Origin of the sequence: Sphaerisporangium sp. NBC_01403 (assembly GCF_045040145.1) — a bacterium.
GTDB classification, from domain to species: Bacteria; Actinomycetota; Actinomycetes; order Streptosporangiales; family Streptosporangiaceae; genus Sphaerisporangium; species Sphaerisporangium viridialbum.
Genome location: NZ_CP109534.1, coordinates 9,023,403 through 9,046,187, shown reverse-complemented (window position 1 = coordinate 9,046,187; position 22,785 = coordinate 9,023,403). Strand labels below are relative to the sequence as shown.

The following is a 22,785-nucleotide window of genomic DNA, read 5'->3' as shown; positions in this document are numbered from 1 at the left end:
GCATACTCGCCATCTGCACGGATGCGAACGCACACCAGGTCGCCAATATGCGGCCGTTTGAGCCCCGGGTGGACAGGGGCGACTACGTCCGATGGGCCTGCCCATGCCGCATCGGTATTGCTTATACCATCACCGATGCGGCATTAATGATGATCAACGGGCAACGGCAGCATCGATGTGGCCGAGTAGCGCACGAACATCGGCCATATCCATGCCTCCGGCAACCGATGGCTCCTCCTGCAAATCGGCCAGCTGCTGAACGTCAGGGTCGTCCAAGATCCGCCCCATGAACTCCAGCTTCTGCCCAAGCCTGAGGGCGACGACCTCGTCGACTGTCTTTCTGGCGGCGAGGATCGTCACTCGCGTCTCCGCGTCCGGTGACAGACCGAGACGGTGAATACGATCGAGGCTCTGCAGAAAGCGGCCGGCCATAAAGTCTCGGTCGATGTAAACCGCGTCGTGGCACACCTGGTGGAGACTGATGCCCTCGCCGAGGGTCGCAGGGTTGGAGATCAGCACCATGCAGTCTGGGTCTTCACGGAAGCGCCGAATTTGCTCTGCACGATCGGGAGTACCACCGTGCACAGCAGCCGGATTGTAGGGCACAAGCATTCGCTCAAGGGTTGTCAAACTCCGTACGAACGTTGACCACACCAAGGTCTTGCGGCCGGCGGACACGTTAGAAGCGACGATGTCACGTGCCTCTTGATACTTGGGCGACAGCTCGTAACTCGGCAAGTTTCGAAGCAAGTCATACAGTGAATCACCCGGCAAGGGCTGGAGAGGCGGTACCTGGTACAACAACGGCTCGTAACGACTGGTGCCCTCCACCAGCAGTGCCGGAGTGGTCGCCGCCATGAGCAGCCGGAGCATGGCTCTGCCGAGGGCGTCGAAGTCGTCTCGAGATGCCTCGGCACGCGCCGAATAGCTACCGACGAGAGCGTCGTAGATCTCCTGATGCAGAGGCGGGAGGTCAACGTACTTGATCTTGGGCTCGAACGGAGGCAGTCCCAGCTCTTGTTTGGTGGTCCGCGTGAACAGGGGACGTAGTACAGCACTGGCGTAGGCGAGATCTCCACCTCGGACAGCTTCGGTGACGACGCGCCGGCCATGGCCTGGCCATACGAAAGACAGCAAATTCTCAAGATCACGTGCGCCGTTGGGCGCTGGGGTACCGGTCAGGATCAGCCGACGCCGGGCAAGCGGGCCTAGTGCAAGGCAGGCAGAACCATAGGCGCCTCGGGCTCCTAGCTTCATGCGGTGAGCTTCGTCCAGGAGGATGACCGATGGGACCGCCCTGAGCCAGGCCGCCAGGCTCGCCAGTGACTTGTCCAGCCGTTCATAGTTCACGATCAGCAGTTCGGCACCGGGGTCGGGTGCTTTATCCATGACCTGCGCCCGGAGCGGCTCCTTGAAGCAGGCTGTGCTCTCGTACTGCCAGGCTTCGTAGGCGGACTTGGGGCTCACCACGAGCAGGCGCTGAACCTCGCCTCGCTCACGCAAAGCCGCGAAGACAGCTAGAGCCACCCGAGTCTTCCCCGCGCCGGGCACGCTGAAGTTCGCGCCGTGCCGGAGAGAAAGCAGGCGAGCGATGTCCCGGCATTGAAAGGCAGTCAGGTCGGCGGTCCAGTCCGTGCCAAGGGATTGGACAACCTCATCCGGCTCGACCTCGCCAATCCCTTCGGCAGCTCTGCCGTCCTGAATGCGCCGCTCGGCTGCCTCAGCGTCGTCGAGTACACCATTGACTAGCTCGATGAGCGCTTCTTCCCATTCAACGCTCTCCGCAGCGGACCATATTGCGAGCTCGCTGATGCTGACAAGGAAATCTTCGAGCTCGATCTCGGCGATCAGAGGGCCGCGTTGGCTTCCTGCTGCGAACCGGGTGGCCAACTGTGCAAGATCAGCTTGATACGCCGGCACAGTGCGTAGGACCACCTTCGTCCTGGTTACATCAAATCTGATCGTGAGGGAGGGCTGGTCCGTACTCATCAAGCATCCATGCCGACTGCGTCAAGCAGCCAGGAGACACCGTCACCGCGGACCTTGATGCTGCGCGCGGACTCGACCGCTAGCTTGCCCAGCACGTCCCGCAACTTCACGATGGCTTCGTCGAATGCCTCCTGATCCAGGCTGTTGGACGCGCGAGCCATTACTACATCGGTGATGCATTGCTCGATGTCGTCACATGCATCGTTAATCCGGTCGGGAGCAGCCTGTCGGCGCTTACGGAGCCGCGCATCCTTTCCGGCGGTGGCCATCGCTTCGTTAAAGGCATTCCTGGCCTCAGCGATGGTCCGAGACGCCTCGGCCAGCCTCTCATGAGGGGCCCGCTCGCCGGATGTCTCGACAGCCCTAGCTCTCAAGAGCAGGTCGGTGAGAGCCCGAGCCTCTGCTACTTGTGAGCCCGAGGACCTAACGACCCGATTCAGCCCGGGGATCACCGTCGAAGTTGGGGCAGCCGGAGTCTCGCTTTTGAGAGAGTCTGGCAAGCGGCGATCGAGGTATCTCGCCCTGAAATCGAACTCAACGAGCCGGACATCGGTCTTGGAAAAGTTCAGCACGATCGCGGCCAGTCTGCTCTCCTTCAACAGGTCCGCGTTCTCCTTATTGACTGCAGCCTCGCTCACGTAGCGCCGATGTAGCTCCCGGAGCTTCTCCTGGTGGTCCTCGAAGTCCATTAGTCGTAGCTGCACACTGAGGTCGCGGCTGCGGCCAATCAAATCGCGCAAGGTGTTCAGGATCCAGATGTCCTGCTCACACGTCGCGGTCTTGATACGAAACTCTCGAGCGATTTCGCTAACTGGGCGACCAAGTGCCAGTTGCTCGTCGATCGCCAGCAGGCGGTTGATGTATGAGTACTCTCGCCGATGGTCCTTTCGCAGTTGCAAGGACAGTTCCACAGCACTTACATCGGCCCAGGTACACGACTCAGGGAGTACGCCCACGCGGATGTACCCGAAGCCGAGCTCCTTGAGTGCTGCGCACCGTGTGTTGCCGTTGACGAGCACGCCCTCGTGAGTGATGAGGCCGGGGTCGTTCTGCCTGAACTCGCGGAGACTGTTCTTCAAGACATCGAAGTCGGGATCACGCTTGGCTGGATCCGACGGCAGGGACTTCAACAGGTAGCCGAGATACTCCTGGGTGGCGTCGCTCCACGGGTTCTCGTCCAGCGCCTCATCGCGGACTGGATCAAAGCTACGCTGAGCCCGGATGCGGTGCGTGCCAGGGTTGAAGTACAACGCGTTGACTGGCATGTCGATGACCTCGGCATGCAGGGGCTGGCCGCGAAACTCTACCGTCAGAGTCTCTTGGACACCACCGGCCTGCCCGGCCTCCTTGAGCCGCTGTGCGACGAGCGCACGATTCTCCTCTGCGCGAGGCGGGGTGCCGAAATCCACTCGCATGGCTTCCTCAATCGTCGGATAGAGCTTGGTCATATCGGTGTTGCGGAAAGGGTGGCAGACTCGCGGGACCACTGTCCGTAATGTCTGCTGAGACTGGCCTAGCCCAGACCGCCCCGGACTTCGTCCCGCGACTCCGCCGGCAGCGTACGGTACGCCGCCCAGAGACTCTCCAACTCGCTGAACTCTCGCTTGTCCGCAGCGATCCAGCCTGCAATGATCTTGCGCTCCAGCGCTGAGAGCCGGTGAATACGTCCCATTACCTCATTGAGGTCGACGGTAAGCTCGCGCCCACCAACTCGGCAGCGGTTGCACTCGATAACCAACTGGACCGCCCCGGTCCCGTCCGTCAGGGTGAGCTGGCGCCGCGCCACATCTAGCTGTGCGGTCTCGTAAGTGTCGCTGCTGTAGGCCTCGCCGGCCGCGATGCCGCAGGATCGGCACTTGTAGCCGTCCCTCGCGAGGAGCTCACGACGCTGCGCCGCGGTTATCGAGGACGAGACCTTCTTGGTGGCCTTGCCAGGCTCCCAGACTGGCTCGCCCATGGTCACGAACCTCTGCTCGTTCGCCTCAAGGGTCACGTCTTCGCGGTTGGTGTCGATCTTCCAACCAAAGTCCCGCAGGTCACGCATGCGGCGATCGACCTGTGCCACTCCCCGGAACGCATCCCGTAGCTGCTCCTTCGTAAAGCTGTTGCCCTCACCGACGACCTGGACTAGCCAGAGGGCTGCCCGCTTCATCGTTCCTAGGTTCGGGGTCTGCCAGGACGGAAGCTGCATGGCGTACCGGCCTCCTTTTGTGTTGATTGGGCAGCGCACCACTCGTCATGCCGGTCCGATACAGACCAAGCACCGGTGACTTGGTGACCTCCATTGGAGCCTGTGGACGTCCGCTAAGGAAGTGTTTTTAGATCATTGCGGCAAGTGTCAACACCTTCACCACACCCAATCCAGCCCCTTCCATCACACTTGGAGACACACGCGACACATGCGACCAATATCTGCGGAGGAGTCAGGCCTTGCCCGCACGAGGACAGATCACAGGAGAGCCCGTCCAAGGTCGAACCCCTGACCAATACAAGCTCGCCCGGATGCTAGGCGAGCTTTGCAGCCTCCTCAGTAAGGACACGTCTCACGCGATGATCGCGAGACAGGAGCTTCGGGTTGACCCGTCAACTCTCTCCGGCTACCTCCATGCCCGGCGTGTACCTGAGTGGAAGATCGTAGAGAGGCTCTATAAAGCCGCCATCGGGCAGGCCGATGGGACCAGTGGTAGGCCGTTCAGCAGAGAAGCGCTGGTGGCCGTACACAAGGCTGCGCAGCTCCGGCCCCAGGCCTCTAACGACTATGCCGAGGAGCCTACGACGCTGAGCCTGCCCGCTGAGCCGGCTACCGAGACCGTTCGCACCGAGGAAATGCAGCCATTGGCTGCCCCTGCCACGCTGGACGCCGACCCCTCCGTCGCCAAGCTTGGTGTGCCGGTCCCCCCATCAGAGGGGGACCGGCGCCACTCCGCGCCAGAATGGGCCGCCGCCACCGAGCTTGCCCGCTATGCAGAAGAAGGGAAGATGAACGACGTTCGAGTGATCCTTCACCACGCCGGCATGACAGTCGCGATCACCGAGATTCCCCTGATCGTCGACTCCTGCCGGGCAGTTGGTCTCAACGACGCTGCGGACACCTTCTTGCATTTCGTAGGACTTCGCCCTGTTGAGGAGGTGCTGCGGATCGTGCGTTACCTGCTCTCCCTCAAGCGCTATACCGACGCCGACGCAGTAGCGCAGACCGCTGTACCTGCTGCTTGACGGCCGATGGCATCGTAAGCATCACCGAAGGGTCACCGCCTTTTAATCACAACTGTCCGGCACACACGCCCTGGCGGAAGACGGCCCAGCTTGAGGAGGTGAACCTGAGGGGTTCGCGATCGGGGTCTTTCGAATCTCGTACTGCTTTGGCGCCGCCGGGGAGGTCGGTGATTTCAACGCAGTCGTTCTCCGCCGCACTGGCGGAGGACTTGCGCCACCTGGCGGCGGAGAGGTCGTAGGCGTACAGGTCCACCACGAGCTCGTTCACGGCTTAGTGCCTTCTTCCATGCGGGCGATCAGGGCCACGGAGTCGTCCACCGACAATGCGGTGGCGACGATCCGGTTGAACGCGTCGGCGAAGGTCTTTACCTCGTCGACAGCTTCAACATAAGAGGCACCGATGAGGTTCTCCAACAAGACGACGTCAGGCATTGCGTCCGGAAAGCCGACCAGGCTGAAGCCGCCGGCGCTGCCAGGGTGCGGGGTGGCGTCCAGAGGCATGATCTGCAAGGTGATGTTGGGCAGGTCCGAGACTTCTCGTAGCCTGCGGAGTTGATCCCGCATGGTGTCCGGCCTGACCGCGAAGCGCTGGTGCAGGACCGCTTCTGAGATCACCGCCCATACCTTCAGCGGACCGCTTGGTCGTGTGAGAACGGCCTGACGTGCGAGTCGAATCTCGGCGAGGGCCGCGATCTCCTCGGGAGTACGCGTCATGGTGATGCCGGCGATGGTCTCCCGGGCGTACGCGGCGGTCTGCATAAGACCCGGGACCAGCAATGGAGCGAAGATGCGGATGCTGTCGCTATCGGATTCGAGGGAGATGTAGTCCGCGTACGCCGGTGCGACGATCCCGCCATAGGTCTGCCACCATCCCCGCTTGCCCGCGTCCTTAGCCAGCTCCTCTAGCGCACTGAACACCTTGGGATCGGTCACGGCATACGCCTTGAGCAGGGCTGTTACCTCGGCTGGGCGGATGTGGGCGTTGGCGTTCTCGATGCGCGACAGCTTCGGGGCTTTCCACCCAACGGCTGCGGCGGCGTCGTCGAGGTTCAGGCCGGCGGCGTTGCGGAACCGGCGGAGGGACTCCCCCAGCCGACGTCGGCGAACGGTAGGGACTGGGCGCGCGTTCGGCATACGCGCAGTGTTCCATCACGGCGAGTAGCAAGCCCGGTACTCATGAAAATCATGAACGAGTTTGGGTGACAACCTTGCGACTGTGGGTGCTAGAGGTCCATGCTCTGCCGTAGCGCTTGTCACCGAGAGTCATCAACTGCACTCAATGTGTGATATAGGCGCAGTCTTCCCGGAGCTGGGGTCATATGACAGAGGGGCCGACGACCATGACGGAAGATCAAGTGACAGCTGCCCTGGGGTTCTATCTGGCCACCAGGCCGGGTGGGTTCGTTGTGCACATGAATGTGTGCGAGGAGAACCTGCGGGCCGTGCGGGAGGTGACGCTCAAGGTCTTGGCTGCTGCCGGGGTCGACTGCGAGACGGCCGAGTCCACCCGGCTGGTCGCGTCTGAGCTGATCGGGAACGCCGTACGGGCCTGCGGGAACTGGGCGCCGGTCGTGGTCGAGGTGGAGCAGGATCCCAAGGGGATCTGGGTCAAGGTCCACGACCCCAACCCGGCTCGCCTGCCCGTCCGTTCAAGCACGGCTCCCGATGACGACCAGGCCGAGTCGGGGCGCGGCCTGTGGCTGCTGGATGCGCTCGCTCCCGGATGGGACGTCGCACTCACCCCGATCGGTAAGCAGGTCCGCTGCCTCCTTCCCGCCCCCGAGGCCGTACGAATCAAAATCATCGGAGGCGATCACGACAACTCTCGCCCTCATTGCGAGCCGCCCTGCGCGAGAGCCGAACCGTTCAGGCTCGGCCGAGCCGACGAATGAGCGCTTCAGCGGCAACGTGCCAACTGCGTAGGCTGGCGACGTGATCGTGTCTGTGGTGTTCGACGTCGGTGAGACGTTGCTGGACGACAGCCGGGAGTTCGGTGCGTGGGCTGACTGGATCGGCGCGCCCAGGCATACCTTCTCGGCGGTCCTCGGAGCGGTCACGGCCGAGGGAAGGGACAACGCCGAGACCTTCCAGTACTTCCGCCCCGGGTTCGACCTGCACCGTGAGCGCAGTCTTCGCGAGGAGGCAGGGCTGGGCGAACAGATCGAGGAGGAGGATCTCTATCCGGATACGCGCCCCGCGTTGTCCACACTGCGCCGGGCCGGGCTGTGGATAAGGATCGCGGGAAATCAGACTGCGCGGGCGGCCAAGCTGCTACGAGACCTTGAGCTGCCCGTCGACCAGATCGCCACCTCCGCGGAGTGGGGAGTCGCGAAGCCGGATCCGGGATTCTTCGCCCGCGTCATCGAGATGGCTCCGGGCGAGCCACACGAGATCGTGTACGTGGGTGATCACCGTGACAACGACATCATCCCTGCGAAGGCAGCCGGCCTGCGGACCGCCTTCATCCGCCGAGGCCCCTGGGGACACCTGTGGGCCGAGGACCCCACGATCCTTCGCACAGCCGACTGGAAAGTCCACTCGCTCACTGAACTCGCCGCGCTTCTCCCCCAGGTGCGCTGAGTCCCCCTTCGAAAGACACATCGAGGGGTACCGTTCTGACCGAGGTTACGGAGCGCGGCCGACATGTCCCTCCCCGGGTACGGCAAGCTGGTAGCGGCCCGGACGTGCCGGTAGCCGGATGTCAACATCCTGGGTGCCGTGCCAGCATCGTGGCCAGTGAGCGACGAAGCTTTGGCAACGCTCGGTTGGTTCCTGGAGTATCGAGCACCTGCTGTGGCGCATCGTCTTCGAGCGCTGGGCTGAAGGGAGTGTGTAATCCAGTGAGCAGATACATCTACTCGATCGTTCGCTGTCTCCCTGATCCGCGAACTGGGGAGTTTGTGAACGTCGGTGCTATTGCCGGTGACCCGAACACGGGCGACTGGGCCGTACGGCGCTTGAGTAACACTGAACGGATCAAAAGGTTCGCGCTACCCACGGCCATCGACGTTACAGACCGATTCCTGGTCCGGTTGAGTAGTGAAGTGGCTGAGGCCCGCGAGGTGCTGGAAACGGAGGGTAGCCACCCTTTCGCCGATGACTGGCTACTTAAGCTCCATCATGATCATCGGAACATCGTGCAGCTTAGCCCACCGGCCTCCATCGTCGCCGGTCACGCGGAAGCGGCCCTGGATATCATCTTCGACCGAATGATCATCGATCCGGCGACGCAACCACGACAGGTTACTGTCGGCAAAGAGCAGTGCAGGATCTCCGAAAGGCCTACCAGCCTCTTGGCGCCAGAAGCGTCCCTTTAGTTTCTCCGCAGGGCTCCCAGGGTCTTCTGGGCCTCGAGCAAGCGGTCCAAATGGCCCTGGACGACCGGCTTGCTGGATTCGGCGACCGCCTTGACGTCCGTCGAGGAGCCGTTCTGGATCTCTTGCTTGATCTTCTCGAGAGCCGTGCGATGGTCTTCTATCAGCGCGGCGAGCCAGGCTCGGTCGAACGCCGAACCTGACAGGGCGGTGAGCTTCTCCAGTCCGGCCTTCTGCTCCGCCGACGGCTCCGAGGGCAGCGAAACCCCCAGGCGCCGCGCGGTCTCTTTGACCGAGGTGTCGAGCTTGGCGTGGTCTGCAGCGATTGTGGCTCCGATCGAGCGGACGACCTCGGCCTTCCCCTTGTCTTCAGCGGCCTTTCCGGCGGCGATCCCAGCGAGGTTGTCCTGATGCGCGTGCTTCAGGAACTGCCTGTCCTGTTTCGATATCTCGATCCTGGCCCAGGCCGGCGAGCCGCTCACCAGCATCAGCAGGACAACCGTGGCGGCCGTCGCGATCGCCGCGAATGGAATGCGCAGTGCCATCACTGCCCCCTAAAGATGTTTCAGCCTCTCCAGGCTCTTCCCTCCCAATGGGTGACATATGTGGATCATGTCCTACAAGTTGACGTATTGTGATGATTTAGTTACGAAACGCAGCCAGTCTCACCACGGCGTACACGAGCCGCTGATACGACTGGTCGTCACGGGAGGCGGGCACCTCACTGCCACAGCCGGCGTCGATTTGGTAACCATACGACTACACCAAGTGATGGTGAGCGAAGCTGGACGGGAGAGCCGCGCGATCCCCCGACCATGGAGTCTCGTATGGAGCGAACTGTTCTTGCTGCTGTCACGGAGCGGTCCGATGCCGATACGGCGCTCGCCGAGCAGCTTCGCCGCGTGTGCGCGTCGATGGACGAGGTCGGGCTGCAGGTGCGCTGGACCCATCGCGCCGAGGACGCTCTGGCGGTGATCGGCTCGGACGCGTCGCTGACGGCGGTGCTCGCGGCGTGGGAGGCGCCGGGTGCCGAGGATCTCCTGGGGGCGGTGGCCAAGCGGTTCCGCGGCCTGCCGGTCTTTCTGATGACCTCGGAGCAGGAGCTTCCGCTGTGGGTGTACGAGGTGATCCACGGCTACGTCTTCCCGCTGGAGGACACTCCGCGCTTCATCGCCGGGCGGATCGCCCACGCGGCCGAGCAGTACGCCGAGAAGATCCTTCCGCCGTTCTTCGGCGCACTGCGGCGCCTGGAGGACCACCATCAGTACTCATGGCACACCCCGGCACATGCTGGAGGAGTGGCGTTCCTGAAGTCGCCGGTAGGGCGGGCGTTCTTCGACTTCTACGGTGAGCGGCTGCTGCGCACCGACCTGTCCATCTCCGTCACCGAGCTGGGCTCGCCCCTGGAGCACACGGGCCCGATCGGGGACGCCGAGCGCAACGCCGCCCGCGTTTTCGGCGCCGACCGCACGTTCTTCGTGGTCAACGGCAACTCCACCGCGAACCGCGTCGTCGGGCACCACGCGATCGCCCACGACGACACGGTGCTGGTCGACCGCAACTGCCACAAGTCGATCCAGCACGCGCTCACCATCACCGGTGCCCGTCCGGTCTACCTGGTGCCCGAGCGCAACGGGCTCGGGCTGGCGGGGCCGATCCCGCCGGCCGCCCTGGAAGCCGGTGCGGTGCGCGAGCGCCTGTCCGGCCATCCCCTCGCCGTGGGCGAGCCCACCTATGCGGTGATCACCAACTCGACGTATGACGGGCTGTGCTACGACGCGGTGCGGGTCGGCGAGTTGCTGAGCGGCAGCGTCCCCCGGCTGCACTTCGACGAGGCGTGGTTCGCCTACGGCCGGTTCCATCCGCTTTACGCCCGCCGGTACGGCATGGCGATCGACGAGCGGACGCTGCCGGGTCCGGACCGTCCGACCGTGTTCGCCACCCAGTCCACCCACAAGCTCCTGGCGGCGCTTTCACAGTCGGCGATGCTGCACGTCCGCCCCGCCGAGCGGGCGCCTGTGGACTACGACCGGCTCAACGAGACGTACCTGATGCACGCCTCCACGTCGCCGCTCTACCCGGTGATCGCCTCGCTGGACGTGGCGGCGGCGATGATGGACGGCCCGTCCGGGCAGTTCCTGACCGGGGAGGCGATCATCGAGGCCGTCCGCTTCCGGCAGGCGATGGTGCGACTGGCCGCCCGCATCCGCGACGACGGCCGGCGACCGGACTGGTTCTTCGGCGTCTGGCAACCTCCCTCGGTCACCGACCCGCACACCGGCCAGACCGTCCCGTTCGCCGAGGCGGACCCGGCCCTGCTGTGCGCGGAGCCCGCGTGCTGGACGCTGGAGCCCGGTGCCGCCTGGCACGGGTTCGACGGGCTCGCCGAGGGTTACTGCCTGCTGGACCCGGTCAAGGTGACGATCACCTGTCCTGGCGCGGACGCCGCCGCCGGGACCCTCGATTGGGGCATTCCAGCCCGGATCGTGGCCGCCTACCTGGAGCGGCGCGGCATCGTGGTCGAGAAGACCGGCGACCACACCTTGCTGGTGCTGTTCTCGATGGGCATCACCAAGGGCAAATGGGGCACTCTGCTCGACGCGCTGACCGACTTCAAAAACGCCTACGACGACGACCTGCCCCTCGCCGAGGTGCTGCCCGGCTTCGGACCGCCCGCGACCTCGCTGCGGCGGTTCTGCGCGCGAGCCCACGACAAGCTGCGCGACTCCGGTGTCGGCAGGCTGCTCGACCAGGTCTTCACCAGTCTTCCCGAGCCCGTCCTGGCCCCGGCCGACTGCTACCAGGCGATGATCCGATCACGCACCGAACGCGTCCCGCTTGTCGACCTGCCCGGCCGGATCGCCGCCACCACGGTCGTGGTCACGCCGCCCGGGATCCCGATGCTGATGCCAGGGGAAGCGACCGGGCCCGCTGACGGAGCCCTGATGACGTACTTGCGAGCACTGGAGGACTTCGACCGGGCGTTCCCCGACCTTGCCACCGACATTCACGGGGCCCATCGGGACCCCACCGGCCGCTACTGGATAGAAGTCATGTCGGCCTGATCCAGCGGTCGCTGTGCCCGATCACGAACCGGGGACGACGATCTGGCCATCGGCGATCTTTTGTTCCATCTCGTCCAGACGTGCCTTGATGCCGTCGATCTGGTTGCCGGTTGTCGTGTAGTCGAAGCCGTGGTCCTTGATGTCGTAAACGATGGGACCGGACTTGGCAGAGCCGGTGGAGAAGTCTTTGAGGTAGTCGAAGACCACCGTGTCGACTCGCTTGATGATCGAGGTCAGGACGACGTCACGCAATGTGGCGTCTGCGGTGCGGGCCTCGTCGCCTTCGGCGCCGATGACCCGCCCGCCGGCCGCCTTGGCGGCCTGCATGACACCGAGGTTGGAGCCGCCCGCCGCCTGGAAGAGAACATCGGCGCCCGCGCCGAACATGCCGGTTGCGACAAGCTTGCCCTTGGCGGGGTCGTCGAAACCGCTGAAGTCCGGATAGCGGCTCACGTACTTGACGTCGATCCTGATGTCCGGCTTGACCGACCTGGCACCCGCGACGAATCCCGTGGCGGCTCTTTCGATGGGGCCCCCGTCATTGACCGCGCCGACGAAGCCCACGCGCCCCTTGTTCGACTTCAGTGCTGCCGCCACACCGGCGAGGAACCCGCCTTCCTGCTCGGCGAAGACGAGGTTCGAAACGTTGTTTCCGGCCGCCTCCCCGCCGTCGACGATCGCGAACTTGGTGCCCGGGAACTCGGCCGCGACGCTCCTGACCGCTTCGGAGTACGGAAACCCGATCGCGATGATCGGGTTGTGTCCGCCCTGGGCGAGCCCTCGCAGCCGTTGTACCTTTTGCTCTTCCGTCTCACCAGCGCCCGCCGCCAACTCCTTGACCTCGCGTATGCCGAGCTCCTTCTTCGCACGTTCGAGGCCCTGCGCGGCCGAGTCGTTGAACCACAGATCGCCCCGGCCGCCGACATCCCAGGCGATACCGACCTTGTCCAGCTTGTTGACGACGACGGAGGAAGAGGTGCCTCGGCTGGAAGGAGTGGTGGGGGAAGCGGCAGGGGTGGAGGTGTGGTTGACAGGCGATTTCCAAAGCCAGATGCCGGCCGTGACCGCGAGGGCGAGCAGCACGCTCAGCAGGGGGGCTGTCGCTCGCGACACGCCGCGCCGGGAGCGGCCGGTCTCGGATGAACTGCCGGTCGTCCCCGCAGTGGTGACGGCCGCCGCCGCGTGCGGCGCGGTCTCGTGCGCCGAAACCGGCAAGGCGGAGGCGGCGGAGGGCGATGCACGGGCCGGCTCGGCGGTTGCCGCCCCAGGCGGCCGGGCGGCGCCGTGGCCCACCAACTGGAGCATGATCTCGGCGGCGGTCGGCCTGACCTGCGGAGTCTTGACCAGGCATTGGCCGAGCAGTGAACGCAGCGACTCAGGCACCTCGCTGAGGTCGGGTTCTGTGATGAGGACGGCGTGCAGAACGGCCGGAACGCTCGCGCCGCCGAAGGCGAGACGGCCGGTGGCCGCGAAGACCATGGTCACCGCCCAGCTGAACACGTCGGCCGGTGGGCCGACCTGCTCGTTGGCGATCTGTTCGGGCGCCATGTACGCCGGGGTGCCGGCCACGCCGCTGCTGGTGACCGTGAAGGAGTCGAGGGCGCGAGCGATACCGAAGTCGATCACGCGCGGCCCATCGGAGCCGAGCAGCACGTTGCTCGGTTTGAAGTCGCGATGCACGACGCCCGCTTGATGGATCGCGGCCAGTGCGCCGGCCGTGCCCAGTGCCAGTCGTACCAACTCGTCGCCTGTGAGCGGCCCCCGTTCCCGGACCCGTTGCTCCAGCGAGACCCCCTCGACGTACTCGCTGACGATATAGGGCTGCTGATCCGCCGTACCGACCTCGATGACCCGTGCCGTGGAAAAGGTCGCCACCCGCCGCGCGGTGGCGACCTCGCGCAGAAACCTGCGCTGCGCGTTCTGGTCCATCGCCTGGTGTGCGTGCAGGACCTTGATGGCGACCCGGTCCCCCGCGGGCGACTCGGCGAGGTACACCGTTCCCTGACCGCCCTGACCAATGCGGCCGAGCACTCTGTAGTCGCCGAACTGGTCGGGCTCACCGGAGCGTAATGGCGGTAGGTCGGGCATATACGCCTCCAGCGTCTCGATCCGACGATAGAGGATCCCGTGAACGTCGCGCGAGGAGGTGTGGTGGCGGCTGCGGATGGTCGAACCCCGGCTGACCATCCGGGCCGATGAGCTCGGCATCAACGGCGTCCTGGAGCGGCTGTGGCTGCTCGGCTTCCTGGGCCGCACCATCCACGTCCGCCCGGGCAAGACCGACCGCACGCATCGAGACGCTGCGCATCGGAGGCGCGGCGGGTTCGATTCCCGTCCGCCTCCGCCACCCTGCGTCCCCGCCCCCCGTGCGGGTCGCGGGGCGTGGCTTCGGCGCGATCGCTTCTAAGCTCCCATGCATGGCAAAGTACTTCGACGTGCATCCGGACAACCCGCAACCTCGGGTGCTCCGTCAGGTGGCAGACATCGTCCGTACGGACGGGCTGATCGTGTACCCGACCGACTCGTGCTTCGCACTCGGCTGCCGGGTGGGCAACAAGGACGGCATCGACCGGATCAGGGAGATCCGCCATCTCGACAGTCACCACCACTTCACTCTGGTGTGCAAGGACTTCGCTCAGCTCGGCCAGTTCGTCCATGTCAGCAACGCGCTGTTCCGCTCGATCAAGGCGGCGACTCCCGGCAGCTACACGTTCATATTGCCGGCGACGAAGGAGGTGCCGCGCCGGTTGATGCACCCCAGAAAGCAGACCGTCGGCGTCCGGATCCCCGATCACGTCGTCGCGCAGGCGTTGCTGACCGAACTCGGCGAACCGTTGCTGTCCAGCACCCTGCTCCTTCCCGGCGAGACCGAGGCCATGACACAAGGCTGGGAGATCAAGGAAAGGCTCGACCACGTGGTGGACGCCGTGATCGACGCCGGTGAGTGCGGTGCCGTGCCCACGACGGTCATCGACTTCTCGCAGGACGAACCGGAGATCCTCCGCAGAGGTGCAGGGGACCCGTCCCGTTTCGAGTAAAACAATCGTTCTCCTTTCGAGGGTGCGATGGGTCCGGGGCCGCCGATGAAACTTTGTCATCGTCGTAGCGGGCTGCGGCGGCCCGCGACACGACGCGCCAGGTCAGGACGTTGTCCCATGGTCAAGCCTGTGAGAGCCTCGTAGCGCAACGGTTCCTCCGAGTCATTTCGTGCTTGCGGCGAAAACCCTCGGCAGGAGCCGTTTACGTTTCTGGACACGAACTCCGGGCCTGACCCCAATGGGGATGATTCACGCCCGGATTCGGCGAGCCGCGCCCCTGATCCCGGGTCGTGGAATCAGAGACGCATTTCGAATAAGTCCTCCGGCATTAGGAGAAGATCATGAATCGCGTGGCTCTCGGAATGGCCGTGATCGCGACCGCCGGACTCACCGTCTCCCTCTCGCCCGCCTCCCCCGCCACCGCGAGCACGGTCGGCACGGCCGCAGCGAGCACAGCCGGCACGGCCGCCGGTGGCGCCTACGACCCCGACACCTGCCGTCAAGGGTTCGTCTGGCGTGAGGCACGCCCCTTCGACCACGTCTGCGTCGCCCCGGAAGCCCGGGACCAGGCCGCGCAGGACAACAGGGTGAAGGCCGGCCGCTGGGTCTCCGGCCCGTACGGCCCGCACACCTGCGTCCAGGGGTACGTGTGGCGCGAGGCGTTCTCCGGGGATGACGTCTGTGTCACTCCCGAAGTTCGTACGCAGACGCGGGCCGACAACGCCGCGGCGGCCGGCCGCCGGGCCTCGACCTCGACCGCCTTGCCTTCGCCGATCACCCTCAACCGCAACGTCACCTTCAGCGGAGGAGTCCCCGTGGGGGGCTGGACATCGCTGACTCTGTACGACAACGGGACCTACCAGTGGTCCGGGCACATACACGACTCGGGTGCCACGAGCTACAACTTCACTGGTGTCTGCGTCGTCCGGCTCTCGTCGGGTTCGGCCTTCGTGTTCGAGACCGCCGGGCGGCTCCACGGGACGTTCGATTCTGGGTCCCGCGACCATAACTGGAGCAAGTCGAGCTCCATCCCCGCTCTCTCCACGGCCTGGCGCGCGTCCGCGAGCTACAACGCGACCTGCAAGAACAGCGTCTCACTCAACCTCACCGGCACCATCGACTCGGCACTCCAGGCCGTCGGCTACGCCTCCAAGGTCATCGCGATCCTCGCCTGACAGAACCCGCTCGGCCGCGTCGGGAGATTCGGCGGTCAGTGCGCCTGCGTCTCGCGGAGTGCCTGCTCGACGGCGTCCCGTACGCGGGCTTCCTCACGCAGCTTGCGCCGTACGCGGCGGCGGCGCGCGAGAAGGAACGCCCCGACGATGACGGCGATCAGGACGACGACCAGCAGCAACAGCGTCCACGGGACGGCCCAGGCGTCCGTCGTGGCTCGGACCGGGTCGAGCGAGGTGGTGGAGCCGGACGCGTCGGTGAGCAGGGGCATGAGGGTCGTGGTCGCGGCCAGCCTGACTCCGGGTGCCACACCGTGGACGGGCACCTTCACCTTCCAGCTCTCACCCGGGAGCAGCTCCGGCGGCGAGGCGATCTTGCCCGCTTCGGCCCCCAGCCACCCGAACGGGCCCGAGACCGACACCGTCTGCTGGGCCGACAGGATGGCGTTGCCGGTGTTGTGGATGCTGTAGGTGACGGTGGCGTCGCCCTTGGCGAACGGGTTGCCCGAGCCGGCGTAGTCCACGTGGAGGTCCTCGATCGCGAGGATCGGCTTGAGCTCGCCGCTGACCCGCAGCTTGACCCGGATACCGAGGCGCCGATCCACGCTGACGCTCTCGGCTCCGCTGGGCTGCGTCAGGGAGGTGAGGATGCCGCCCACGTAGTCGCCGGGTGTGGCGTTGTCCGGAATGGTGACCGTGAAGGGGACCTTGACGGTCTGCCCGGGCGGGATCGTGACGCTGTCGCGGTCGGCGTGGACCCAGGCGCCAATTCCGACGGACTTCTTGTCCTTGAGGACTAGGTCGAGCTGGCCCGTGTCGGTCGTGAAGCCGTCGGCGGCGTAGACGGCGAGTTTGAGCGGAGCCTTGCCGCGGTTGGCGACGACCATGGCGTCCTTGACCAGTCCACCGGGGTTGACGGCATGGCTGAAGCTGGACCGGTCGGCGCCGTAGCTGTTCGAGTCCGTCCTGACCGTCCAGGTGACGTTGCCGTCCTCCGCCAGAGCGGGGCCGGCACACACGCCGGCGACCGCGAAGGCGGCGAGCAGGGTCAGGGCGGCGGTACGAACGAGGGCGGCGACGGTGGTCTTCCGGCGCGTTACGGGCGCGTGCATCTCAGGGTCCTCGGGCGCTCTGGGGCGGGTCTGGCACAAGCGGCGGGGTGGGCACCAGAAGGTGCCTACCCCGCCAGGTAAATCAGGTCCGGTCAGCTGCTCAGCGCAGTGATCGTGAGGGTGGTGCGGTAAGCACCCTTCTCGACGCTGCCCGGCATCTTCAGGTCCAGGTCGGCGCCCAGCTTGGCCGTGCCCTTGGCGTGGCCCTGCTCGGCCCAGCCGAGGCCGCGCGAGACGGACAGGCCCTGGCCGCGGTCGTCGTAGGCGGAAGCCACCGCCCCGCTGGCCTGAGCACCGGCGCCGTCCTGGAGCACGTGCGGTGTCCAGCCGAGGTAGGCGCCGGAGAACTTCTTGCCGGCGTCCTGGAAGTCACCCACGCTGGCCGAGATCGACCACGGAGCGAGCGAGCGGCGGTTGTCCGACACGACGAGCGGGTTGATCTGGCCCGTCGCCCCGAAGTATTCGCCGTTGTTGTCCTTCGCGGTGCCGAGGTCCACCAGGCCGTTCTGGCCGTCGATCGTCCAGCCGAACTCACCCGGAGCGGCGTCGGGCACGTTGACCTGGAGGGTCTGACCGTCACCGTGGTACGGGTGCACGGTCACCTTGTCGACGACCGAGCCGACCGGCTGACCGCCGGGGGTGTTGGTGCAGGAGAGGCCCTTCTCCACCGCCGCGTTCGGAGCCGCGCAGGTGCCGCTGCGGACGTTCTCGACGACGAGTTTGTCCTTGCGCACCTGGACCTTGACGTAGGAGCGGACGTGCTCCTGGTTCTGGACCGAGTTGTACCAGTAGCTGGTCGGGTTCAGCGGGTCGGCACCGTTGCCGGCGCCACTCGTGCCGCTGTTGTCGGGGGCCGTGATGTCGTAGTACTTCGAGCCCGAGGCCGAGTTCGCCGTCACGTAGAGCACGCCGCCAGGACCGGCGTACACGTCGGCGGCGCCGGGCTGCTCGTCCGGGTTCGCCTTCTGGCTGTTCTTGATCAGGTAGCTGCGGGTGTAGACGTGGTCGTGGCCCTGCAGCACCAGGTCGACGCCGAGCTTGGAGAAGGTGGTCGGGAGGTCGACACGGCGCACCTTGGCGTCGGAGTCCTTGGCATGGCTGGCCCCCGAGTAGATCGCGTGGTGGAAGACGAGCACCTTCCACTTGGCCTCGCCACCGTGCTGGTTGATGACGTCGGTCACGTAGGCGAGGTGCGCCGCGTCACCGCCACCACCCTGGGAGGTGGCGTAGCTGTTGCTGTTGATGTCGATGTACAGGACATCTTTGTAGATGTACCAGTAGTTGCCACCGGACGTGTTCGAAGCCGGGTTTCCGTTGGCGTACAGCGGAGCCGAGTTGTCGGTGTTCGGGGTGAACAGGTGCTGCTCGTAGGCCTTGCCGCCGACGTCGTGGTTGCCGATGGTGGCGGCCCACGGGTACTGACGCAGCTTGTCGGGTGCGAGGAAGGCGTTCCACTGCGACTCGGTGTTGGCGGTCTCGACCTGGTCACCGCCCGACACCAGCAGCTCGGAGTCCGGGTTCGCCGCGAGGGCGACGTCCAGGGTGTCCTGCCAACCGGCCTGGTCCTTCGGCACGTCGCCGGACGAGCCGATCTGCGGGTCGCCGAAGAACAGGAAGTCGTAGTCGCCCTCGAAGTCCTGGGTCTTGAAGGAGTACGTCGGGGACCAGTTGTCCTCGGTGCCGACGCGGTAGGAGTACGTCGTGTGCTCCTTCAGGCTGGTGATCGTCGCGTGGCGGTTGAAGCCGCCGCTGGTGGCGATGTTCGCCTTGCCGATGGCGTCGAAGGTGGCCGCGCCGGCGGGGAACTCGCCGTTGACGAGCCCTGCGGTCGGCGCGAGCTGGACCTTCTGTGCGGTGTCGGCCGAGGAGTACCAGGTCACGGTGCGCTGGGACTCGTTGGCGCCCACGCCGAGGATGATGCCGGTAAGTGTGGCGGTATCGGCAGCGCTGGCGGGGGATGCCACGCCGCTACCGACGATCGCGGCCAAGCCCAGGAATGCCGCTACGGCCCCCGCAGCCACGCGGCGCCGCACGGGGCCGGGGGACTGCGTCGAGGTGCCCAATGTCATGTTTACGTCCTTTTTCGCACAAGATGCGGAGAAGCGGCACTCAACGTTTCGTCACTCGATGAAGCGAACGTGAATGCGGCCCGGCGGATTGGTGGAAATTCCCAGAAGATCTGCGGTTTCAGCTCCCGAACACCCGTTGCACGAACCAGACCAGCCCCATAACGGACACGCCCACAGAAATCACACCCGTCGCCCAGAGGCCGGCCGTCGGCGCACGGTGACGCAGCACGGCCAGCAGTGGGAAGACGACGGCGATGATCGCCAGCTGCACGACCTCGATGCCGACGTTGAACACCAGCAGGGACCACAGCAGGGTCCACGACCACGCCTCGTCGATCCCCAGCGCGCCCGCGAAACCCAGGCCGTGCACGAGGCCGAAGCAGAACACGACCCCGAGGCGGGTCCAGCCCGCACGGTCCAGGCTGAAGTGACCGTGTCCCACCGTCTTGAGGTCGGCGGCGTGGCCGCCGCGCCGCCAGATCCGCCACAGGTGCCAGCCGGCGACCGCGGCGATCGACAGCGCGATGACGGGCTCCACGACCCTCGCGGGCACATGGACCAGACCGAGGGCGGCGAGCATGAACGTCACCGAGTGCGCCAGGGTGAAACTCGTGGCCGCGAGCACGATCTCGCGCAGGCGCCGTGACCCGGCGATGAGCGCCAGCAGGAACAGGACGTGGTCGATCCCGGTCACCAGGTGCTCGGCGCCCAGGCGGAAGAACTCCCAGAACCGCTCGTACCACGACTGACCGGTCGAGAAGGACGGGTGATCGGCGTCGAGCGCGGCACTGCCCGAGCGGTCGTCGATCTTGTAGGTGACGATCGTCTTGGTGCCTTTGACGTACTTCTCGGCGTCGGGGAACAGCTCGCTGCGCACCTCGTGACCGTCGCCCGGCTCAGGACAGGCCCAGTCGAGCGGCAGATCGGCGTACGGTACGCCCTCCCGCTCGCTCATCGTGAAGTCGCCGACCTGTGTCGGCGTGCAGGCCTTGCCGTCCGAGGTGACCGAGAAGCGCTCGGTGACATACTTGACGGCCGACTCCGCATGGGTGTTGAGCGCCGCGGCCTGTCCGTCGGTGTCACCGGCTTCGAACGCGGCGGTCCCCGCCTTGAAGAGGGGATCGTCGTCCTCGAAATCGGCGGTGGACACGATGAAGAGGTCGTACTCGAGCTCCAGCATCGTTCGTACGTGACCCCCGTCGCCCGCGGTGACGTGGACGTACACGGTCGACGTGAACCCGTGGGCGAGCGCCGGCCCGGCGCTCAGCAAGACGATCACCGCCGCAGTGATCACGGCGACGGTACGGCGGACCCGTTTTGACATGTGGCTCCTTCGGTTAGCCAGAGCACGTTGCACGCCACGGGTGAACACGAGCCGACTCACCGGCGAACCGCAGAACAAATAACCCCAGAACCACCCTCACGGCTTGAAAACGGCAGGAACTGGGATAGGAGGATGTACGCGCACCATCCGCCACCACTCGGAGGACGATCGCCTTGCGACCCCCGCTTCGGGCCGTTGCCACGCTGGCCGTGGCCGCCGCGCTGGTCACCGGCTGCAGCTCTGGCGACGACTGGTCGCGGCCGCACCCCAAGCCCACCGCCGTCGGCACTCTCGGCCCGGGGTTCACTGACCCCTCCGCCCCGCCCAACCCGGAGGCGACCGTCACGCCGCGGCCCGGCACCTGGACCGGGGTCCACCCGTCGAAGGGCTACCGCGTGGTACTGCTCACCGCGGGTGACGACCGCCCGACCAAAGCCCTCGTGACGGCGGTCAAGGACTGGGCCGAGGAGGAGCGCGTCGACCTCAGAACGGTGGTCGCCGACGACCCGTCCGACCTCGTTCCCAGCATCACCAGGGCCCTCGAGATGGGCCCGGACCTCATCGTCAGCGCGGGCAACGACCTCGTCGACTCCCTCGCGCTGGTCACCCCGAGCCACCTGTCACAGCAGTTCCTCGTCGTGGGCGCGGAGCTGGCCGAGCCCACCCACAACGTCACGGCGGTCGACTGGTCCGGCGCGTCGTTCCGTGGCGAAGGGCTCGGCATGTCCTCGACGTACGACCCCGACTCGTTCACCACCGTGCGCTGCGCGGCCGCCATCAGGGCGGGCGTCGCGGCCGTGCTCAACGACCTGACCGGGATCGTGATCTGGCTCGACTAGCTCTAGCCTCAGTCTTTTTCCGATGGCGGTGGGCAGCGTAGCTTCGCGGCCAAGGGTTGTCGCTCCGGGGAGGCGTGCTTCGTGGATCTGGCCCCGCTCCACCACGGTGCCGAGGTGCCACAGGCCATGATCGCCGCGCTGGTCCTGCGCGAGTCCAGGTTGCTGCCGCCGGCGCCGTCATGAACTGGCCGTAGGCGTGAGGCGGCGTGGCGGGCGTCGACCGTTGCCGTCACTCAGTGGGGAACGACTTGTGCCCGCACGCCGGGGAGATCGTCGAATGCGGCGGACGCGTCCAACGTGATCACAGTTCTCGCGGTGGTCGCGGCGGTGGCGGCGATCAGCAGATCGTAGGCTCCGCGCGACTTTCCTGTTCGTCGAACATGCGCCATCAGACGAGCGTGCACCCGGGCGACGTCCGTGGTGTACTCCTCGACCGGGATCAACGCAAGGACTTCGTCCACGAACGCCTGACGGTTGGGGCGACGTGTCGTATCGGCCATCTCCACACCAACGAGCAGCTCGGCCACGGTGATCGCGGCAATGGCCACGTCGTCGGCATCCCCGATCACCTCGTCCACAGCGGCCTTGCCTCGCTCTGCGGCGATGAGTACTCCCGTGTCCAGGATCAGGCGTCGGGCCACGTGCTCCTCATCTCGTCGTTGACCGTTTCCCGGGCCGTTGCTACGTCAGCCTCGAAATCGTCGTCCAGCGTCCCCGCGCTTCTGGCCAGAAACGCCTTGACCATACGCCCGGGTGCCGTCGGCGCGGGGCCGATCACCGCGATTCGCTTTCCCCCTCGAGTGACCATGATCGTCTCTCCCCGCTCGGCCTCGTCCAGCACGGTCGCGAAACTTCGAGATGCCTCAGTGGCGGTCATCACCTTCACACAATCAGATTATCTGAGATCGCTTGCATGTCGCTGGTGTACTCAGCGGGTCGCGACGACTGGGCGAGGACATGGAAGCCCCCAGGAGCAGCGCGTGCCAGACGATCCTGCAGCTGAGCCGGTCACCGGAGAGGAGGGGCGCCCAAGCAGCGGACCTTGTCCGAAGGCTGCTCTGAGTCCGCCGCCGCCCCCTCACTGACGGCGACGGATGGTCGCCGTACGGCGACATCGGCGGAGACCTCCACGCTGCGACCCAAGTCCCAGACGCCGGGTCAGGTGGCCGGTTGGCCCGCGGGCTGTGGGACGTCGCCGGTGTCTCGTCGCGCCGGTGGTGTTTCAGGTCCGCCGGGCCGGTGACGGGTAGGACGACGCAGGCCCGCCGGCGCCGGCGATGCGGTCGCCGAGAACCGCCGAGACCAGGATCACGCCGGTGACGACCTGCTGCCAGAAGCTCGGTACGCCGGCGATACGGTGCTGAGCTCCACCGCCGCGGTCACCGTTCACATGCAATGGCGCGGCGACGTACGCGGTGGCGACTGGGTTGGGTTGCAGACCCCGCCCGGCAAGATGCCCGCGCCCCGCTTCGCTGAGCTGGACACCCAGGAGTTCGACACCGAAGGCTGGACGGCGATCCGGCCCGGCGGGTGAGCCGGCAGCCAAGCACGAGGGCGTCGGCCAGGCGGCAGGCCGCCGTACAACTGCGGTCCGCGGACCGGCCGGGCGAACGCGCCCTCGTCGGCGAGGGTCTGCAGCATGGCGCG

At 65.9% G+C, this 22,785-nt stretch carries 21 protein-coding genes; 9 read left to right on the top strand and 12 right to left on the bottom strand.

Annotated features, from left to right (window positions below):
• Positions 1-153: 153 nt before the first annotated feature.
• The 3 genes from OG589_RS40810 to OG589_RS40800 form a co-directional block, all read right to left on the bottom strand.
• Complete coding sequence (locus OG589_RS40810; RefSeq protein WP_405144049.1) at positions 154-1,890, bottom strand: DEAD/DEAH box helicase; 1,737 nt, start codon at positions 1,888-1,890, stop codon at positions 154-156.
• Positions 1,891-1,988: 98 nt separating this feature from the next.
• Complete coding sequence (locus tag OG589_RS40805; RefSeq protein WP_405144047.1) at positions 1,989-3,437, bottom strand: transcriptional regulator; 1,449 nt, start codon at positions 3,435-3,437, stop codon at positions 1,989-1,991.
• A gap of 65 nt (positions 3,438-3,502) precedes the next feature.
• Positions 3,503-4,180 carry a hypothetical protein gene (locus OG589_RS40800; protein WP_405144046.1) on the bottom strand — a complete coding sequence of 226 codons (678 nt, stop codon included), beginning with the start codon at positions 4,178-4,180 and terminating at the stop codon, positions 3,503-3,505.
• A 518-nt stretch (positions 4,181-4,698) separates the two neighbouring features.
• Between OG589_RS40800 and OG589_RS40795 the strand changes: the two genes are divergently transcribed.
• Positions 4,699-5,205 carry a hypothetical protein gene (locus OG589_RS40795; RefSeq protein ID WP_405144044.1) on the top strand — a complete coding sequence of 169 codons (507 nt, stop codon included), beginning with the start codon at positions 4,699-4,701 and terminating at the stop codon, positions 5,203-5,205.
• 46 nt (positions 5,206-5,251) lie between these two features.
• On the opposite strand, the gene OG589_RS40790 is transcribed toward OG589_RS40795, so the two are convergent.
• Together OG589_RS40790 and OG589_RS40785 are read right to left on the bottom strand one after the other, a co-directional pair.
• Positions 5,252-5,473 carry a DUF397 domain-containing protein gene (locus tag OG589_RS40790; RefSeq protein WP_405144043.1) on the bottom strand — a complete coding sequence of 74 codons (222 nt, stop codon included), beginning with the start codon at positions 5,471-5,473 and terminating at the stop codon, positions 5,252-5,254.
• Positions 5,470-6,339 (bottom strand): helix-turn-helix domain-containing protein, encoded by an 870-nt coding sequence (locus tag OG589_RS40785; protein ID WP_405144041.1) that lies wholly within the window; start codon positions 6,337-6,339, stop codon positions 5,470-5,472. Before OG589_RS40785 ends, OG589_RS40790 begins: the two co-directional genes overlap by 4 nt.
• 221 nt (positions 6,340-6,560) lie before the next feature.
• On the opposite strand from OG589_RS40785, the gene OG589_RS40780 reads away from it, so the two are divergent.
• From OG589_RS40780 to OG589_RS40770, 3 genes are all read left to right on the top strand, one after another.
• Positions 6,561-7,097 carry an ATP-binding protein gene (locus tag OG589_RS40780; protein WP_405144040.1) on the top strand — a complete coding sequence of 179 codons (537 nt, stop codon included), beginning with the start codon at positions 6,561-6,563 and terminating at the stop codon, positions 7,095-7,097.
• A 40-nt stretch (positions 7,098-7,137) separates the two neighbouring features.
• Positions 7,138-7,785: an HAD family hydrolase gene (locus OG589_RS40775; RefSeq protein ID WP_405144039.1), complete on the top strand. Its 648-nt coding sequence runs from the start codon at positions 7,138-7,140 to the stop codon at positions 7,783-7,785.
• A 260-nt stretch (positions 7,786-8,045) separates the two neighbouring features.
• Positions 8,046-8,522, top strand: a complete 477-nt coding sequence (locus OG589_RS40770; protein WP_405144038.1) for a DUF3037 domain-containing protein — start codon at positions 8,046-8,048, stop codon at positions 8,520-8,522.
• Here the strand turns inward: OG589_RS40770 and OG589_RS40765 are convergent.
• Positions 8,519-9,064, bottom strand: coding sequence for a DUF4142 domain-containing protein (locus OG589_RS40765; RefSeq protein ID WP_405144036.1), 546 nt, complete (start codon positions 9,062-9,064; stop codon positions 8,519-8,521). The genes OG589_RS40770 and OG589_RS40765 overlap by 4 nt on opposite strands.
• Positions 9,065-9,346: 282 nt before the next feature.
• Here OG589_RS40765 and OG589_RS40760 point away from each other — a divergent pair, with 282 nt between their 5' ends.
• The gene (locus tag OG589_RS40760) at positions 9,347-11,584 is read left to right on the top strand and encodes an Orn/Lys/Arg decarboxylase N-terminal domain-containing protein (protein ID WP_405144035.1); all 2,238 of its coding nucleotides are present in this window, start codon (positions 9,347-9,349) and stop codon (positions 11,582-11,584) included.
• 21 nt (positions 11,585-11,605) lie between these two features.
• Here OG589_RS40760 and OG589_RS40755 read toward each other — a convergent pair whose 3' ends face one another.
• Entirely contained in the window at positions 11,606-13,792 is a 2,187-nt protein-coding gene (locus OG589_RS40755) for a BMP family ABC transporter substrate-binding protein (RefSeq protein ID WP_405144033.1), read from the bottom strand.
• A 209-nt stretch (positions 13,793-14,001) separates the two neighbouring features.
• Here OG589_RS40755 and OG589_RS40750 point away from each other — a divergent pair, with 209 nt between their 5' ends.
• On the top strand, positions 14,002-14,622 hold the full coding sequence (locus OG589_RS40750; RefSeq protein ID WP_405144032.1) for an L-threonylcarbamoyladenylate synthase: 621 nt from the start codon (positions 14,002-14,004) through the stop codon (positions 14,620-14,622).
• Between the two features lie 341 nt (positions 14,623-14,963).
• The gene (locus OG589_RS40745) at positions 14,964-15,797 is read left to right on the top strand and encodes a hypothetical protein (RefSeq protein WP_405144030.1); all 834 of its coding nucleotides are present in this window, start codon (positions 14,964-14,966) and stop codon (positions 15,795-15,797) included.
• Between the two features lie 35 nt (positions 15,798-15,832).
• Here the strand turns inward: OG589_RS40745 and OG589_RS40740 are convergent, their stop codons facing one another.
• The 3 genes from OG589_RS40740 to OG589_RS40730 all read right to left on the bottom strand — a co-directional run bounded on the left by OG589_RS40740 (position 15,833) and on the right by OG589_RS40730 (position 20,299).
• On the bottom strand, positions 15,833-16,906 hold the full coding sequence (locus tag OG589_RS40740) for a WxL protein peptidoglycan domain-containing protein (RefSeq protein WP_405144028.1): 1,074 nt from the start codon (positions 16,904-16,906) through the stop codon (positions 15,833-15,835).
• 92 nt (positions 16,907-16,998) lie between these two features.
• The gene (locus OG589_RS40735; RefSeq protein WP_405144026.1) at positions 16,999-18,975 is read right to left on the bottom strand and encodes a fibronectin type III domain-containing protein; all 1,977 of its coding nucleotides are present in this window, start codon (positions 18,973-18,975) and stop codon (positions 16,999-17,001) included.
• Between the two features lie 118 nt (positions 18,976-19,093).
• On the bottom strand, positions 19,094-20,299 hold the full coding sequence (locus OG589_RS40730; RefSeq protein WP_405144025.1) for a HupE/UreJ family protein: 1,206 nt from the start codon (positions 20,297-20,299) through the stop codon (positions 19,094-19,096).
• A gap of 173 nt (positions 20,300-20,472) precedes the next feature.
• On the opposite strand from OG589_RS40730, the gene OG589_RS40725 reads away from it, so the two are divergent.
• Positions 20,473-21,138, top strand: coding sequence for a hypothetical protein (locus OG589_RS40725; RefSeq protein ID WP_405144023.1), 666 nt, complete (start codon positions 20,473-20,475; stop codon positions 21,136-21,138).
• 233 nt (positions 21,139-21,371) lie between these two features.
• Here OG589_RS40725 and OG589_RS40720 read toward each other — a convergent pair whose 3' ends face one another.
• Both OG589_RS40720 and OG589_RS40715 read right to left on the bottom strand, forming a co-directional pair.
• Complete coding sequence (locus OG589_RS40720; protein ID WP_405144021.1) at positions 21,372-21,779, bottom strand: PIN domain-containing protein; 408 nt, start codon at positions 21,777-21,779, stop codon at positions 21,372-21,374.
• The gene (locus OG589_RS40715; protein ID WP_405152222.1) at positions 21,764-22,015 is read right to left on the bottom strand and encodes a type II toxin-antitoxin system Phd/YefM family antitoxin; all 252 of its coding nucleotides are present in this window, start codon (positions 22,013-22,015) and stop codon (positions 21,764-21,766) included. The genes OG589_RS40720 and OG589_RS40715 overlap by 16 nt, the downstream gene beginning before the upstream one ends.
• Before the next feature lie 480 nt (positions 22,016-22,495).
• Between OG589_RS40715 and OG589_RS40710 the strand changes: the two genes are divergently transcribed.
• Entirely contained in the window at positions 22,496-22,672 is a 177-nt protein-coding gene (locus OG589_RS40710) for a hypothetical protein (protein ID WP_405144019.1), read from the top strand.
• Positions 22,673-22,785: the final 113 nt, after the last annotated feature.

Bases quoted from the DNA above. Each gene is read 5' to 3' on its own strand.
- OG589_RS40715 (WP_405152222.1), bottom strand. From the start codon at position 22,015: ATGACCGCCACTGAGGCATCTCGAAGTTTCGCGACCGTGCTGGACGAG.
- OG589_RS40735 (WP_405144026.1), bottom strand. From the start codon at position 18,975: ATGACATTGGGCACCTCGACGCAGTCCCCCGGCCCCGTGCGGCGCCGC.
- OG589_RS40740 (WP_405144028.1), bottom strand. From the start codon at position 16,906: ATGCACGCGCCCGTAACGCGCCGGAAGACCACCGTCGCCGCCCTCGTT.
- OG589_RS40785 (WP_405144041.1), bottom strand. From the start codon at position 6,339: ATGCCGAACGCGCGCCCAGTCCCTACCGTTCGCCGACGTCGGCTGGGG.
- OG589_RS40805 (WP_405144047.1), bottom strand. From the start codon at position 3,437: ATGACCAAGCTCTATCCGACGATTGAGGAAGCCATGCGAGTGGATTTC.
- OG589_RS40745 (WP_405144030.1), top strand. From the start codon at position 14,964: ATGAATCGCGTGGCTCTCGGAATGGCCGTGATCGCGACCGCCGGACTC.
- OG589_RS40760 (WP_405144035.1), top strand. From the start codon at position 9,347: ATGGAGCGAACTGTTCTTGCTGCTGTCACGGAGCGGTCCGATGCCGAT.
- OG589_RS40730 (WP_405144025.1), bottom strand. From the start codon at position 20,299: ATGTCAAAACGGGTCCGCCGTACCGTCGCCGTGATCACTGCGGCGGTG.
- OG589_RS40750 (WP_405144032.1), top strand. From the start codon at position 14,002: ATGGCAAAGTACTTCGACGTGCATCCGGACAACCCGCAACCTCGGGTG.
- OG589_RS40765 (WP_405144036.1), bottom strand. From the start codon at position 9,064: ATGGCACTGCGCATTCCATTCGCGGCGATCGCGACGGCCGCCACGGTT.
- OG589_RS40755 (WP_405144033.1), bottom strand. From the start codon at position 13,792: ATGCCGAGCTCATCGGCCCGGATGGTCAGCCGGGGTTCGACCATCCGC.
- OG589_RS40800 (WP_405144046.1), bottom strand. From the start codon at position 4,180: ATGCAGCTTCCGTCCTGGCAGACCCCGAACCTAGGAACGATGAAGCGG.